Source organism: Faecalibacterium sp. i21-0019-B1 (genome assembly GCF_042852915.1).
Classification (GTDB): Bacteria; Bacillota; Clostridia; order Oscillospirales; family Ruminococcaceae; genus Faecalibacterium; species Faecalibacterium taiwanense.
The window spans coordinates 2,215,263-2,230,117 of the sequence record NZ_AP031425.1 but is presented as its reverse complement, the minus strand read 5'-3'; the positions used below and the strand labels follow the sequence as shown (position 1 = coordinate 2,230,117).

The 14,855-nt window shown below is 59.1% G+C and carries 11 protein-coding genes; 3 read left to right on the top strand and 8 right to left on the bottom strand.

Annotated features, from left to right (window positions below):
- The 3 genes from ACGHP1_RS11070 to ACGHP1_RS11060 are packed head-to-tail and all read left to right on the top strand — an operon-like array spanning position 1 to position 3,805.
- Positions 1 to 405, top strand: a complete 405-nt coding sequence (locus tag ACGHP1_RS11070) for a metal-dependent transcriptional regulator (protein ID WP_005944549.1) — start codon at positions 1 to 3, stop codon at positions 403 to 405.
- Entirely contained in the window at positions 402 to 2,132 is a 1,731-nt protein-coding gene (locus ACGHP1_RS11065) for an ABC transporter ATP-binding protein/permease (protein ID WP_390509425.1), read from the top strand. The genes ACGHP1_RS11070 and ACGHP1_RS11065 overlap by 4 nt, the downstream gene beginning before the upstream one ends.
- A gap of 2 nt (positions 2,133 to 2,134) precedes the next feature.
- Positions 2,135 to 3,805, top strand: a complete 1,671-nt coding sequence (locus tag ACGHP1_RS11060; RefSeq protein ID WP_390509423.1) for an amino acid ABC transporter ATP-binding/permease protein — start codon at positions 2,135 to 2,137, stop codon at positions 3,803 to 3,805.
- Between the two features lie 62 nt (positions 3,806 to 3,867).
- Here ACGHP1_RS11060 and ACGHP1_RS11055 read toward each other — a convergent pair whose 3' ends face one another.
- The 8 genes from ACGHP1_RS11055 to ACGHP1_RS11020 all read right to left on the bottom strand — a co-directional run bounded on the left by ACGHP1_RS11055 (position 3,868) and on the right by ACGHP1_RS11020 (position 14,852).
- A complete protein-coding gene (locus ACGHP1_RS11055; protein ID WP_338428137.1) occupies positions 3,868 to 4,905 on the bottom strand; it encodes a GDSL-type esterase/lipase family protein in 1,038 nt (345 codons plus the stop codon).
- A gap of 205 nt (positions 4,906 to 5,110) precedes the next feature.
- Positions 5,111 to 6,847, bottom strand: a complete 1,737-nt coding sequence (locus tag ACGHP1_RS11050) for a class I adenylate-forming enzyme family protein (RefSeq protein ID WP_120081238.1) — start codon at positions 6,845 to 6,847, stop codon at positions 5,111 to 5,113.
- 221 nt (positions 6,848 to 7,068) lie between these two features.
- Positions 7,069 to 7,998: an ATP-binding cassette domain-containing protein gene (locus ACGHP1_RS11045; RefSeq protein ID WP_390509421.1), complete on the bottom strand. Its 930-nt coding sequence runs from the start codon at positions 7,996 to 7,998 to the stop codon at positions 7,069 to 7,071.
- Position 7,999: 1 nt separating this feature from the next.
- Positions 8,000 to 9,052 carry an ABC transporter ATP-binding protein gene (locus tag ACGHP1_RS11040; protein ID WP_390509420.1) on the bottom strand — a complete coding sequence of 351 codons (1,053 nt, stop codon included), beginning with the start codon at positions 9,050 to 9,052 and terminating at the stop codon, positions 8,000 to 8,002.
- A 12-nt stretch (positions 9,053 to 9,064) separates the two neighbouring features.
- Positions 9,065 to 10,096, bottom strand: a complete 1,032-nt coding sequence (locus ACGHP1_RS11035; RefSeq protein WP_154255614.1) for an ABC transporter permease — start codon at positions 10,094 to 10,096, stop codon at positions 9,065 to 9,067.
- Entirely contained in the window at positions 10,096 to 11,037 is a 942-nt protein-coding gene (locus ACGHP1_RS11030; protein ID WP_005944540.1) for an ABC transporter permease, read from the bottom strand. Before ACGHP1_RS11030 ends, ACGHP1_RS11035 begins: the two co-directional genes overlap by 1 nt.
- A 256-nt stretch (positions 11,038 to 11,293) precedes the next feature.
- Complete coding sequence (locus ACGHP1_RS11025) at positions 11,294 to 13,327, bottom strand: ABC transporter substrate-binding protein (RefSeq protein WP_243138971.1); 2,034 nt, start codon at positions 13,325 to 13,327, stop codon at positions 11,294 to 11,296.
- Between the two features lie 154 nt (positions 13,328 to 13,481).
- The gene (locus tag ACGHP1_RS11020) at positions 13,482 to 14,852 is read right to left on the bottom strand and encodes a 4Fe-4S dicluster domain-containing protein (RefSeq protein WP_390509419.1); all 1,371 of its coding nucleotides are present in this window, start codon (positions 14,850 to 14,852) and stop codon (positions 13,482 to 13,484) included.
- Positions 14,853 to 14,855: the final 3 nt, after the last annotated feature.

Sequence of the window (14,855 nt, the reverse complement as noted above, 5' to 3'; positions counted from 1 at the left end):
ATGGAACTTACGTCGGCGCATCTGCGCTATCTGCTGGCGATCTACGAAGTCTCACAGACCCATCTGGATATCAGCTCCCGCAGCATTGCCGAAAAGCTTGGCGTGACCAAGCCCTCGGTGGTGCGTATCATGAATCTGCTCATGGAGCGCGGCATGATCGTAAAGGAGCACTACGGCAAGATCTATATGACAGACCGGGGCATCTGGGTGGCAAAACAGGTGGATCGGGAGCTGAAAACGATCCTGACCCATTTCCCACCGGTCAGTGAGCCGCTGAGCGAAGAAGAGCGCTTTACCGCTGCCCTTGCCATGACCAGTGCACTGCCGGAGCGCATCTTTACCGGCGAATATGAGCGTCTGTTTGGCAGTGATGCAGAAAAAGCAGAAACGGAGAAAGCCCAGTGATCAACAAAAAATTGCTGTCCTTTGACCGCGGTGCGCTGCGGTATGTGGGAGCCAATGTGGCTTTCCAATGGCTGGGGATGCTGTGCAACGTGATCTTTGTGCGGGCCATTGCCCAGCTGGTGGGCGCAGCCTTTGCGGGCAGCCTGACCAGTGCACAGCTGTGGCAGAACCTTGTGCTCTGCCTTGCCACGGTGCCCATGCGCTTTGCCTTTACCATGCTGGCATCGGCCATGAGCGATCAGGCTTCCAAGGATGTCAAGCGCACCCTGCGCAGCAGCATCTACGCAAAGCTTGCCCGCCTTGGCCCCAACTACACCGAGACGGCGGCCACCAGCGAGGTGGTGATGCTGGCCAGCGAAGGTGTGGAGCAGATCGACACCTACTTTGCAAAATACCTGCCGCAGCTGTTTTACAGCCTGCTGGCACCCGTTACCCTGTTTGTGCTGCTGGTGGGTGTACACGCACGGTCAGCCATCATCCTGCTGTGCTGCGTGCCGCTGATCCCCATGTCCATTGTGGCAGTGCAGAAGTTTGCCAAAAAGCTGCTGGCAAACTACTGGGGCGAATACACCACCCTTGGCGACAGCTTCCTTGAGAACATTCAGGGCCTGACCACCCTGAAAATTTATCAGGCCGACGGCTGGAAGCATAAGCAGATGAATGCGCAGGCCGAGCGCTTCCGCAGGATCACCATGAAGGTGCTCACCATGCAGCTGAACTCGGTGACACTGATGGACCTGATGGCTTACGGCGGTGCGGGCCTTGGCATCATCAGCGCGGTGGCTGCGTTTGCGGCAGGCCGGCTGACCCTGACCGCCACATTGACCATCGTGCTGCTGGCGGCGGACTTTTTCCTGCCGCTGCGGCTGCTGGGCAGCTACTTCCACATTGCCATGAACGGTGCCGCTTCGGCAGAGAAGATCTTCAAGCTTCTGGCAGCGGAAGAGCCTGCCGATGGTGACCGCGTGCCCGGAGAGAATACGACTCTGAAGCTTGAGCATGTCACCTTTGGCTACGAGAAGGACCGCACCATCCTGAACGATGTCTCCTTTACCATTCCACAGGGCAGCTTTGTCTCGCTGGTGGGTGAGAGTGGCTGCGGCAAAAGCACCATTGCGGCGCTGCTGTCCGGCAGCCGCACCGGCTATACCGGCAGCGTGACGCTGGGCGGCGTGCCGGTGCAGGAGCTGCAGCAGGAACAGCGTCTGCGCACCCTGACGCTGGTGCCCCACAACGCCGCCATCTTCAAAGGTACGGTGGAGAGCAACCTGCGCATGGCAAAGCCGGACGCGGACGAGGCACAGCTCTGGGCGGCATTGGAACAGGTGAATCTGGCCGATTTCTGCCGCAGCCAGAACGGCCTGCAGACCGCTCTGCATGAGGGCGGCAGCAATCTTTCCGGCGGCCAGCGCCAGCGCCTTGCCATGGCGCGGGCTCTGCTGCATGATACGCCCATCTACCTCTTCGACGAGGCTACCTCCAACGTGGATGCCGAGAGCGAGAACGACATCATGCAGGCCATCCACAGTCTGGCCGGAAAAAAGACGATTATCCTGATCTCCCACCGTCTGGCAAACGTGGTGCACAGCGACTGCATCTATGCAATGAGCAATGGCCGTGTGATCGAGCAGGGCACCCACGCCGAATTGCTGGCCCGGCAGGGGGCTTACAGCCGCCTGTATCTGGCACAGCGGCAGCTGGAAACACTGGAAGAGGAGGATGCCTGAGCATGAACAAGAGCAATCATCGCAGCCCCTTTGCCATTGTGGGACGGCTGATCGTACTGGTAAAGCCCATGCTGCCCGTTATGCTGGCAGCGATCGTGATGGGGGTGGCAGGCCACTTCTGCGCCACCTTCATTACCATCCTCGGCGGTTTTGGCATCCTGCGTGCGCTGGGGCTTGCAAGCCCGGTGAGGACCGTGGGCACGGCCTTTGCCTGCATTCTGGTGTTTGCGCTGCTGCGCGGCGTTCTGCGTTACGCAGAGCAGGCATCCAACCACTATATCGCCTTCAAGCTGCTGGCCCTGATCCGCGATAAGGTGTTCGGTGCCTTGCGCCGTCTGACCCCTGCAAAGCTGGAAGGCCGTGACCGCGGTGACCTGATCTCGCTCATCACCGCCGACATCGAGGCGCTGGAGGTGTTCTATGCCCACACCATTTCGCCCATCTGCATCGCGTTCATCTGCGTCATCGGCATGACGGGCTTTGTGGGCAGCTGGCACATCCTGCCTGCGCTGGTGCTGCTGGCGGGCTATCTGCTGGTGGGCGTGGCCCTGCCGGTGTGGAGCGCAAAGCGCGGCGACCGTGCCGCCCGGGAGTACCGTCAGGCACTGGCCGATACCAACAGCTATGTGCTGGAAAGCCTGCGCGGCCTGAAGGATACCCTGCAGTATCAGGACACTGCAGCCCGCGCCGAGGGCATCACGGCCCACAGTGAGATGCTGGGCGAAAAGCAGAAGGCGATGAAATACCGCGAGGGCCTGACCGTGGCCATCACGAACACCTTGATCCTGCTCACGGTGCTGGCCGTGCTGGGTGTGAGCCTGAACCTTTACCAGAGCGGTAAAATGGGCGTGGAGGGCGTACTGGTGTGCACCCTTTCGGCCCTCAGCTCCTTTGGCCCGGTGGTGGCGCTGGCAAACCTTGGTGCCAGCCTGACGCAGGTGTTCGCCAGCGCAGACCGCGTGCTGGACCTGCTGGACGAACAGCCCGTCACCGCCGATGTGACCGACGGCACAGACACCGCATTTGCAGGTGCTGCGGCAGAGCATGTGAACTTTGCCTATGCCAATGAGGAGGTGCTGCATGACCTGAGCCTGACCATTCCGGAAAAGAAGATCGTGGGCATCACCGGCCGCTCCGGCAGCGGAAAGTCTACCTTCCTGCGGCTGCTGATGCGCTTCTGGGATGTATCCAGCGGCAGCATCCGCTTTGGCGTAGAGGATATCCGCCGCGTGAACACCGCCGCCCTGCGCGAACAGGAAAGCCTTGTGACGCAGGAGACCGAGCTGTTCGACGATACCATTGAGAACAACATCCGCATTGCAAAGCGGGATGCCACCCGGGAAGAGGTGGAAGCAGCCTGCAAAAAGGCTGCACTGGACGGCTTTATCCACAGCCTGCCCAAGGGCTATGATACCCCGGTGGGTGAGCTGGGCGGTGCACTTTCCGGCGGCGAGCGCCAGCGCATCGGTGTGGCGCGTGCCTTCCTGCATGATGCACCCTTCCTGCTGCTGGACGAGCCTACCTCCAATCTGGACAGCCTGAATGAGGGTGTGATCCTCAAGGCTGTGCGGGCAGAGTGCAAAGACAAAACGGTGCTGTTGGTCTCCCACCGCAAGTCTACCATGGCTGCGGCAGATATCAGCTTTTCGGTGGAAAGCGGCCGGCTGAGCTGAAAACAGAACAGCGCAAAAAAAGCCTGTCTCGTAAAATGAGACAGGCTTTTTTGATGGAAAGCTCACTTCAGAGCATTCAAAATCTGGTTTGCAATGTACTGGTGGCCCTTAACGGTGGGGTGGCCGTCGGCAGCGGTCTGCGCACGGGGAATGTCCACATAGATCAAGCCTTCCTGTGCGGCAAGGTCTTTGGCAAAGCGGTTCAATTTGCTGAAATAGCGGTTCCATGCGGGCAGCAGAGGCACCGGATTGGTGTAGCCCAGCAGCACGATTTTGGCATCCGGGTTCAGTGCGCGGATACTGGCCACGATCTGCGGCAGGCTGGCGGTCACATTGGTATAGGCCTGATCGCAGATCTCATCCATGCCGCGGAACAGCAGGCGGTTGGTGGCGCGGCTCTCGTCAAAGGTAAGGGTCATACGGTTCAGCGCTTCGAGGAAGAGCCCCAGCTTCTGGAAGTTGAAATCACGCAGGGCACCGCTGACCATCAGTGCGGCAAGCTGCTCGCTCTTCCAGTTGGTGGCCTCGCCCAGACCCACGATGCAGGGCACCAGCGCGTCGTTGGAGCCGATCTGGATGGAAATGATATCGGCCTTGCGCAGATACTCCTGATATTCCGGGTAGACGTAATATGCGCCGGAAGCCTGATTCATCTTGGGCATGGCGCTGTTCTGCACCATATCCAGCATGTCAGGGCTCATCAGGCCGGGCAGGCCCAGATTGATCGCGTGCTGGCGGTCCAGCCCAAGGCCCTTGCCCACAAGGGCGGTGTAGCATTGGGAAGGGTAGCCCTCAAAGTTCGGCTGCAGATCGTAGCCGATCTGGGCGATGTTGTATTTCATATCGGCAAGGCCGACACCGGAGGTGATGCTGTCGCCCAGCGCCACATAGGTGAGCTGCTGCTCCGGTTCGCCGGCTGTCTGGGCATCGGCGGGCAGGGCGGTCTCCTGCTCGGCAGGCGCTGCGGTCTGCTCCTGCTGCACCTCTGCTGCTTCGGCGGCAGGCAGCTCCGTCTGTTCGTCGGCAGCAAATGCAGGCATGGCCAGCAGCACAAGCGCTGCCGCTGCGGCCAGAAAGCTGGCAAACTTTTTGTTTTTCATTGTAATTCCTTCTTTCTGGAATGACTGCACCTGTGCGGCACAGCTGTTGTCTCTATGATAAAATGGAAAGTAAAAATTGTCAACTGACAAAATTCAAAAAATTGCGGCCATCGCTGCGTCCGTATTCTGCGGTTCCTTCCATACAAAAAAGCTCTCCCTTTCGGGAGAGCTCAGTGTCTGAAAAATTACAGGGTGAAGTTCAGGATCAGTAATCGCGGGGAGTGATCTCTTCTTCCAGCTTGCGGTAGTCCACCTTGCCAACAGGGGTAAAGGGCATTTCGGAGATGAACTTGTAGCCCACCGGCTGCACATACTCCGGCAGCTCTTCATTGCACAGCTGGCGCAGTTCCCGCACGATCTGGCGCTTTTTCTTGTCGCCTTCCGGGTCCAGCACCACGTAGACGAAGGGCAGGCGGCCCTGCACATGGTCCTTATCGGTGCAGCCCACCACCGAGCACTGATGCACGGCCGGGTGGCGGCTGATGACGTTCTCGATCATGGACGGGAACACCTTGAAGCCATCGTGACGGATGATCATGCGCTTGATGCGGGAATCCAGATACACAAAGCCGTCCTCGTCCATGTAGCCGACATCGCCGGTGTGTGCCCAGATCTGGCCGTCTGCATGGCGGCGCAGGATCATGTCGGTCTCCTCGGGCTTATTGTAGTAGCCCTTCATGACGGTGGGGGTGCAGATGCAGATCTCGCCGCGCTCACCGATGGGCAGTTCGGTCTCGGTGCCAGGCTCAAAAATGGACACCACCGTGTTCAGCATGGGAATGCCCACGCTGCCGGGCTTGGTCACGTTGCCGGCGGCAACGGTAGCGGCAGAGGCGACCTCGGTCATGCCATAGCCCTTGGCCAGCGGATATTCCACGTTGTGCGCCTTCAGGAACTCGTTCACAGTCAGCTCAGCGCCCAGCGGCAGCGAGTCGCCGCCGGCGGCATAGTTGCGGATGAAGGAGAGATCCTTCTTCTTCTTGAGCAGCGGAGAAGCTGCCATCTGCTGGTAGTGGGCCGGAACGCCGAACATGTGCTCGGGCTTGTGCTTCCAGATCAGTGCGCCCAGCTTGTCGGGGTCCAGATTGGGGATGATGACGACGTGCAGGCCCATGACCAGCGGCATGTGCACGCCGCAGGCATAGCCGTAGGCAATGAACGGAGGCATGACGTTCATCAGCTTCTGGCCGCGGCAGAACAGGTTGCTCTGGGCGATGAATTCGTGGGCCAGAGAGTTAAAGCAGTCGTCGGTCAGCATAACGCCCTTGGGCGAACCGGTGGTGCCGCCGGTGTGCACCACCACGCAGGCGTGCTGCGGGTCGTAGGGTTCGGCGTTCATGCTCTGATCCTTGCCCTGTGCAATAAAGTCCTTCCAGTGGATCACATTGGACTTGTAGCGGTTCTTATCGGGGTTGGTCAGCTTGTAGCCGACGGCCAGATGCAGCGGCAGAGAGTCTGCGGGGCTGATGACCAGAACGCGCTCCACATTGGTGCGCTTTTCTGCCTTGTGGCAGCGCTCATAGGTCACATTCAGGCAGATCAGCAGGCGGGAATCTACCTCTTCGATGTACTCGTGGATACCCTCAACGCTGTAGCGTGGGTCCACCAGATTCAGCGTTGCGCCGATCATATCGACAGCGTAGAAGGCATAGATCACCTCGGGGGTCATCACGCTGACAACGGTGATGATGTCGCCCTTTTTCACGCCGAGAGCACGGAAGGCGGCAGCGGTTTTCTTGACATTCACAAAGAGGTCTGCAAAGGTGAATTTGCGGCCATAATACTCCAGAGCGGTCTCGCTCAGATGGTTCTTGTTCTGATGGCAGAGATACTCAAAGGCGCTGCACTTGGGCAGGGGCATGTCGATGTATTTCTGGTCATAGTACTTCAGCCAGGGCTTCGCAGTGGACGCATAGAGCGGTTCACGCTGTTCAGTAGTCATAGAATAAAGTCCTCTTTTCTTTCTTCTTCTTTTTATTGCCAAAAGCCGACAGCTTCGCAAAGAAGATGAAAGCCGCCGGTCAGAACACGCTAATAACTCAAAAATCAGAATCAATGATGCAGATTCTATTGTAGTGGAGCTGCCGGAGAATGTCAAGAAATAAACTTTGAATGTTGCGTAAAAGTGCCGTAAAACAACGGTTCCTCCCGAAATGTCGGGGGTCAGCGCGGCAGCCACTGTTCGGCTTCGGCAGCGCTGCACAGTACAAAATGCTCAGGCCGCAGTTCGCGCCACTGGGGGGCCTCTCTGGAGTAGTCGTGCATGGCGGGGTCGTACACCAGCAGCTTTTTCTGCCGCTCCCGGCGGGGGTCCGGCATGGGAATGGCGGAAAGCAGGCTGCGGGTATAGGGGTGGATGGCGTGGGCTGTCAACTCTTCAGCTTCGGCCAGCTCCACGATGCGGCCCTTGTGGATGACGGCGATGCGGTCGGAGATGTAGCGCATCACGGAAAGATCGTGGGCGATGAACAGGTAGGTGATGCCGCGTTCCTTCTGCAGGCAGCGCAGCAGGTTCAGCACCTGTGCACGGATGGACATATCCAGTGCGCTGATGGGCTCATCGGCAACGATGAACTCCGGCTCCACGATCAGGGCCCGGGCAATGCCGATGCGCTGGCGCTGTCCGCCGGAAAATTCGTGCGGGAAGCGGGAGGCAAATTCCGGCAGCAGACCCACGTCCAGCAGAGCCTGACGCACCTTTTCCTCCTGCTGGGCGGTGGAAAGATCAGGCCGGACGTTCTGCAGGCCTTCGCCCACGATATAGCTCACCTTGGCGCGCTCGTTCAGCGAGGACTGCGGGTCCTGAAAGATCATCTGGATCTCTTTGATGATCTGCCTGTCCAGCTGGCGGGAAATTCTGCCGTTGATCTTCTGGCCCTTATAGAGGATCTCACCGCCGGAGGTGGGCAGAATGCGCAGGATGGCGCGGCCAATGGTAGTTTTGCCGCTGCCGCTTTCGCCTACAAGGCCGAAGGTCTCGCCCTTATAAATTTTAAAGTTGGCATCCTGCACAGCTTCATATGCTTTTTTGCCGGAGCCGTAGGTTACGTTCAGGTGGTTCACTTCCAAAAGAACTTCGCGTTCATTTTCCATCTTACAGCCCCTCCTCTCGCAGCATTTTTACCGCAGCAGGCGGCTCGATCTTGGGTGCCCGGGGGTCCAGCAGCCATGTTTTGGCCTTGTGGGTGGGCGTTACCTCAAAGTAAGGCGGGCGCTTGACAAAATCGATCTTCAGCGCCTGCGGGTTGCGGGGCGCAAAAGCATCGCCGCGAATTTCCGCAAACAGGTTTGGCGGTGTGCCCACGATGTTGAACAGGTCCTCGCCCTTCACGCCCATCTGGGGCATACTGGAAAGCAGCGCCCATGTGTAGGGGTGGCGGGGATCGTAATAAATTTCGTCAGCAGTGCCGATTTCCACAATGTCGCCTGCGTACATCACAGCCACGCGGTCTGCAATGTTTGCCACAACGCCCAGATCGTGGGTGATCATGACGATGGTCAGATCGTACTTGAACCGCATTTCCTTCAAAAGCTGCAAAATCTGGGCTTGAATGGTCACGTCCAGTGCGGTGGTAGGTTCGTCGCAGATCAGGATCTTGGGGCTGCAGGCCACCGCAATGGCAATGACCACACGCTGGCGCATGCCGCCGGAGAACTCGTGCGGGTACTGCTTAAAGCGCTTTTCGGGGTCGGTGATGCCCACATCCCGCAGGTATTCCAGTGTTTTTTCCTTGGCGGCAGCACCCTTTAAGCCCTGATGCAGGGCAACGGCTTCCATGATCTGTGCCCCGATGGTCTTCAGCGGGTTCAGGCTGGTCATGGGGTCCTGCATGACCATGGCAATCTCGCGGCCGCGTACCCGCAGCCAGTCCTTTTCGGTTCTGAGGTCAGAAAGGCGCAGCGGCTTGCCGTCCGCCATGCCGTAGTAATCAATGGTGCCGCTGGTAATGGAGCCGTTGGCATCCAGCAGGCCCATGAAGCTCTTGGTAAAAACGCTCTTGCCGGAGCCACTCTCGCCTACGATGGCAAGCACCTCTCCCTGATAGAGGTCAAGATCGATGCCACGGATGGCGTGCAGCACTTTTCCACGCAGGTTGAACTGGATGTTGACATCTTTTGCGGAGAGAATGAGCTGGTTGTGTTCCATGATACCCCCTCCTTACTGCAGATGGTTCTTCGGGTCGGCGGCGTCCGAGAAGGCGTTGCCGATCAGATAGAACGCAATGGTAACAAAGCTCAGGATGAGGGTGGGGTACAGCAGCTGGTAGCGCAGCCCGGCTTGCATCATCACCTTGCGGCCGTCGTTGACCAGGTTGCCCAGCGAGGGGGTCTCCACGGACAGGCCCAGACCGATGTAGGTGATGAACACCTCGTTGCCAATGGCTTCCGGGATGGTGAGGGCCATGCGAAGCATGATGACCGAGACGAGGTAGGGCAGCAGGTTGCGCAGCACGATGCGGGTGGTGGGCGTGCCGATGCAGCGGGAAGCCACATTATAATCCCGGTCGCGGATGATGAGGATCTGGTTGCGGATGAAGCGTGCCATTTCGATCCAGCCCTTGATGGCCATGCCAAGGACCATGGTCCAGATGCTGGGGGTGGCTACATAGGAAATGAGGATCAGCACGATGGCGGTGGGAATGTTATCGAAGATGTTGTACAGCTCGGTGAACACAAAGTCCAGCCCGCGCACATAGCCCCACAGCACACCGGCGGTAATGCCCACCACAGCTTCGATGAGGGCCACGAAGAAGGCGATAGTCAGACTGGTGCGTGCACCGGCCCAGATGCGTGCCCACAGGTCCTGACCAATGGAGTTGGAACCCCAGATAAAGCCGTCCTGCCCGGGGGCGATGTTGCGGTACTGGATGCCGGTCACAGGGTCCACGGCGCACAGGTTCGGGTCTGCCTGACCGGGCAGGTGGGGCTGGATGAAGGCAAAGGCAACCACGACCACCAGCGCGATCAGCAGGGCCACGGCGAACTTGTTCTTGAAAAAGGCACGGAAGGTGCTGCCCCAGTAGCTGTAGTTGGAGCTGGCGGTGGCTTCGGCCTGTTCCTCACTGAACCCGGCGGGGGTGAACAGCTCATCCTCCGGCAGATTTTCCCAGCCGGTGCGGCGCTGTGCCTGAGCAGCATTCAGCTGATCCTCCAGCTGCTTCGATTTTTCGCGTTTCAGAAAAGAGAGCATCAGCGTCCACCTTCTTTCTTGCCAAAGTTGATGCGGGGGTCAATGAGCACCATGAGCACATCGCCCAAAATCAAGCCGATGATGCCCACGCAGGCGTACAGCAGCACGATGCCCTGCACCATGGTATTGTCGTGGCGCTGCACACAGGTGACCAGCAGGCCGCCCATGCCCGGGATGCTGTACAGGCTTTCGATGTAGATGGAGCCGACGACGGTGTTCAGGAATGCGGAGGGAATGTACTGCACCAGCGGCACCATGGCGTTGCGGAATACGTGGTGCAGGGCGATATTGTTCTCGCTCACGCCCTTGGCGCGGGCCAGCTTGACGTAGTCCTTGTTGCTCTCGTCCACCATATAGCGGCGCAGCCACATGGCGTAGAACGCAAGGTTTGCAAGGCTCATGCTGCACACCGGCAGCACCCAATAGCGCCAGTTGGCGGCATCGAACAGCAGGCCCACGCCCATGGCGGTGGTGCCGTACATCTGGATATACAAAAAGTACACTGCCGCAGGCACCGCCTGAATGAGCACGATGAATGCCGTGCCCAGCTTATCCGGCCAGCGGCCCTTATAACGGCCCATGACAAGGCCCAGCGGGATGCCCAGCACAAGGCTCAGCAGCATGGCCAGCACACCCATTTCGATGGAAATGGGCAGCTTCTGGGCAAGGATCCTGGTCACGGGAGCGTTGAGCTTATAAATGTGGCTCACGCCCAGATCACCGTGCAGCGCATCCCGCCAGAAATGGCCGATCTGCACCGGCAGCGGGTCCAGCAGGCCCATGGACTGCAGCCCGGCCTGGATCTGTGCCTCGGTCATTTTTTCGTAGTTTGCAAAGTAGCCTTCCACCGGCATGAGCCGCAGCAGGCAGAACACCAGCGTCACAATGACGAACAGGGTCAGAATGGAGCGCCCGATGCGTTTTGCGAGATATTGCACCATAGCCGTGCACCTCTCTTTTCTTTATAAATACAGATAAGTATAGAATAACGCAAAATCTTACGTTTGGAAAGTGATTTGTGAGTTTTTGCGGGAAAAATGAGGAGCAAACAAAAACTCCCTCAGCCTTTGCTGCGCAAAGCCAGCTCCCTCGGGGAGGGAGCCCTTGGCATGACGGGAAAGTTTCCGGTTTCGCCAGAGGCCCCATCCCAGAGGGGGCTGTCTGCGCAGCAGACTGGGGGAGTTTCCGATTCAGTTTTTACCGCGCATCCCGGTTGGCGTTGTACTCCTCCATGGAAACGTAATGGTCGAGGATGTGCACGCCCTTCAGTCGGTTGGTGGAAAGCCCTGTGGGCGCGTACTGGCCCTCCCACAGGTTCAGGCGGGTGGCAATGTAGGGCGGCACCGGCATCCCCAGCGGGATGACCAGTGCGTTCTCAATGAGGAAGGCTTCGGCATCCGCAAAGGCTTCGTACCGGGCATCCAGATCCTCGGTGATGGTCTTGGCGTTCTCCACCATGGACATGTACTGCATCACGAGGTCGGCGGTCTCGCCGGTCACGATGCCGTCCTCCACGCCGGTGCGCAGGAAGCTGTAGCAGGTGCCGCGGTCGCCGGCTTCCTGATAGAAGGGGTACACCTCGGTCTCGGGGTCGGAGTAATCGGCACCCCAGTAGTAGGACATCAGCTGATAGGCACCCACCCGGCGCACCGCATTCAGGAAGTTGTCGGACGGACCCTGCGTGATGATGATGCTGATGAAGTCGAAGCCGTCGTTCAGCACGGCTTCCACCTGCTGCTTGAACACCTGACACTGCTTGTCCCAGTCCACCACAGCGGGGTTGTACGGATACTGGATCTTGATAGGGAAGGTGACACCGGCGGCGGTCAGCTCTTCCACAGCGGCATCACGGTACTCTTTGGCCTTGGCTTCGTCAAAGAAGTCAGAGAGGTTTGCAAGGCCGCCGCACTCAGTATAATCCACGCCTTTGCTGTTGGCACAGAAGGACGGCGGAGTGATGGTGTGCAGCTTGTAGTTATCGTAGCCTTCCGGCGCGGTGACGGCCAGCGTCACAGACGGATTGATGGCATACAGGAAAGCCCTGCGGAAGTTGGTGGAGTTGATGGCCTTGGCCCAATTGTCCGGCTCGTACTGGGCATCCACGCCGGTCACGGTCCAGTTTGAGAACTCGTGACGGTAGGGCAGGAAGTTGAAGATGTAGAAGTAGCTCTTGCCGGTTTCCGGGCGCTCCATGGAAACCATGTCCTTGGTGGTGTCGTCGGCCAGCCAGCTGTCCAGAATGTCGGAGCTGATGGTAGCCTGATCGATCTCGCCGCGCTTGACCATCTCCGGGCCGCTGATCAGCTCTTCCTGATTGTAGATGTAGCGCACCGTGTCGATGTAAACGCTGTCGGCATCGTAGTTTTCGGGGTTCTTCTTCATCACCCAGTTTTCCAGCGGGGTGTACTCGGCCAGATAGAACGCGCCGCAGCTGCAGGCGGTCTCGGCACTGGTGCAGAACTGGTCGGCAAACTCCTCCAGCAGCGGGCCGTAGGCAGGCTCGTAGGGAGCGTAGCTCAACAGGCTGAGGAAGCCGGGAAAGTCGAAGTTCAACGTGTAGGTCAGGGTGTGGTCGTCCACAGCCTTCACGCCCACGGTGGAAAAATCCACAGCCGGGTATTCGGTGGTGGTGCCATCGGCGGCAGCGGCGGTCACGGTGCCGTTGGCATCAATGGCGTAGGTGGTGCCGTCCTCGGCCACGGTGCCGTTATTGGCGTTGTTGCGGTAAACGCAGTAGTTATAGTAGTCGTCCGCACCGGCCACATAGGGGGTGACAAGGCTTGCAGTGGAGGAAGCGTAGTCCGGGTTCAGCACATAGGCCAGCGCATCCACAAAGTCCTGCGCGGTCACAGGGCCAAGCACCTCGCCGCTGCAGTCCACCCAGTTCTCATCCCGCAGGTGGAACGTCCATGTCAGGCTGTCGGCATCCCACTCCCAAGCAGTGGCAAGGCCCTCCCGGATCTTGCCGCGGTTGTCGTACTCCACCAGCGTGTCGATGCACTGAGTGCCGTGGTAAAGGTCCGGGTCAGCTGAGCAGACCAGATAGTTCAGGGTGGCGGGCTGACGGGAATACAGCACGGTGTAGGTGGAGCTGCTGCCGGCAGCGCCGGTGCTGCCGCCATTGGAAGCGGAAGAGCCGCCGCAGCTGCTCAGCAGACCAGCCGCTGCTACAGAAAGGGCGGCTGCGCCGCTGCCTTGCAGGAACTGGCGGCGGGAGATGGAATGAGCCATAGTAAAATCCTTCTTTCGTAAGATCTTGGCAAAAGCTTGCTTCGTGCTTTGGGATAAGAAAGGGGTAACGGAAATAGCTCCGTTACCCCTTTGTAACAGTCGGTGGCCACGGTGCGTGGTCTTATGGTCAGTATAGCATTGAATCTGTGCGCCGTCAATCGTTTTTCGGTGTGTCGGGCACATCCTTTTCTGCGGTGTTTTCCGGTGCGGCAGCAGGGGTTTCGTCCAGCGCGGCGGGGACTGCTTTTTCCGGGGTCAGTGCTGTGATCACGGAACCGGCCGCAGCAGGCACGGCAGCGGCCGCAGCGGTTTCTGCGGGGGCGGCAGCCATCTGTACAGCTGTCTCAGCAGCGTCGGCACCGGCTTCGGCTGCTGCCTTGGCGGCTTCCTCTGCAGCCTTTTTGGCTTCGCGCTCCTCACGCAGCTGCTTTGCCCGGGCGGCGGCTTCCTCCTGCCGCTTTTTGGTGCGGGCCTTGATGCGGCACACGGTGCACACACCATCCACACTGCCCGGCGCAATGGGCTTGCCGCATTCCTTGCACAGGGTCTTGGTGCATTTGTGTACACTTACCGGGCCAAGGGTGGTGAGCTGGCGCAGCTTCATGCCGTTGATGCCATGGTTGGAGCAGGAGGCCACGCACACCTCGCACTCGCTGCACTTCCACGGCGTGATGACGATGCGGGTCTGGCCGTCGGGCAGGTCCTCCAGCTTCAGCGCACCGGCGCGGCAGGCCTTTTCGCACTTGCCGCAACCAAAGCATTTATCGGTAAAGTTGGGCAGGTAGTAGCCGTACTTCAGCGGTGTTTCCATGGATGCCTTCAGCTGCCTTGTGCGCTGGTGCAGCAAAAGGCGGAAATCCACACCGCCGTCGTCCTCGCTGTGCAGGCCGGGCAGCATCTGCAGCAGCTTTTTGGTGCCACTTTTGGAGCCGTGGCTCACCTGCTCAAACATTTCGCGGCGGCTTAGCTCCTTTACGTGGTAGAGCGCTTCGTCCGGCTCGTAGGCCAGAGTGAACCGTGCCTCGAACATGGGCTGGCCAAAGAAATCCACAAGCCTTGTCAGCTCCTTGCGCAGCTGGGCGGCGCACAGGTCGTTCTCACATTCACCGCAGGGGGTCAGGTCCAGCACGATCTTTTTGTTCAGGGCAAGGTAGGCCAGTGTCTCCCATGTGAGGGCAGAGATGCAGGTGCGCACCATGGAATTTTTGCGGGTGGACTTTTCGCAGCCGATCCAGATGGTGTCATTGTCGGTATCGGCGGCAGAGGTGTCCCGTTGCACCTGTTCCGGCGAAGGGATGATGCAGCCGCTGCGGCAGGCAGAGACACACAGGCCGCACTCGGTACAGGGGTCCCAGTCCTTCACAAGGTTCGGGCGGGTAAAGATCTGTTCGCCATAGGGGCAGATATCCTTGCACTCGGTGCAGGGCTTGCGATGGGGATGCAGGTTCCAGCACTGGCGGCGGTTGATCTCGGGATGGGTAGTTTTCATCAGCATATCCATCGCGGTGCGTGTAAAAAAGCCCATAGT

Coding starts and splice junctions, on each gene's coding strand:
- ACGHP1_RS11025 (WP_243138971.1), bottom strand. CDS start 13,327: ATGGCTCATTCCATCTCCCGCCGCCAGTTCCTGCAAGGCAGCGGCGCA.
- ACGHP1_RS11070 (WP_005944549.1), top strand. CDS start 1: ATGGAACTTACGTCGGCGCATCTGCGCTATCTGCTGGCGATCTACGAA.
- ACGHP1_RS11060 (WP_390509423.1), top strand. CDS start 2,135: ATGAACAAGAGCAATCATCGCAGCCCCTTTGCCATTGTGGGACGGCTG.
- ACGHP1_RS11050 (WP_120081238.1), bottom strand. CDS start 6,847: ATGACTACTGAACAGCGTGAACCGCTCTATGCGTCCACTGCGAAGCCC.
- ACGHP1_RS11055 (WP_338428137.1), bottom strand. CDS start 4,905: ATGAAAAACAAAAAGTTTGCCAGCTTTCTGGCCGCAGCGGCAGCGCTT.
- ACGHP1_RS11030 (WP_005944540.1), bottom strand. CDS start 11,037: ATGGTGCAATATCTCGCAAAACGCATCGGGCGCTCCATTCTGACCCTG.
- ACGHP1_RS11040 (WP_390509420.1), bottom strand. CDS start 9,052: ATGGAACACAACCAGCTCATTCTCTCCGCAAAAGATGTCAACATCCAG.
- ACGHP1_RS11045 (WP_390509421.1), bottom strand. CDS start 7,998: ATGGAAAATGAACGCGAAGTTCTTTTGGAAGTGAACCACCTGAACGTA.
- ACGHP1_RS11035 (WP_154255614.1), bottom strand. CDS start 10,096: ATGCTCTCTTTTCTGAAACGCGAAAAATCGAAGCAGCTGGAGGATCAG.
- ACGHP1_RS11020 (WP_390509419.1), bottom strand. CDS start 14,852: ATGGGCTTTTTTACACGCACCGCGATGGATATGCTGATGAAAACTACC.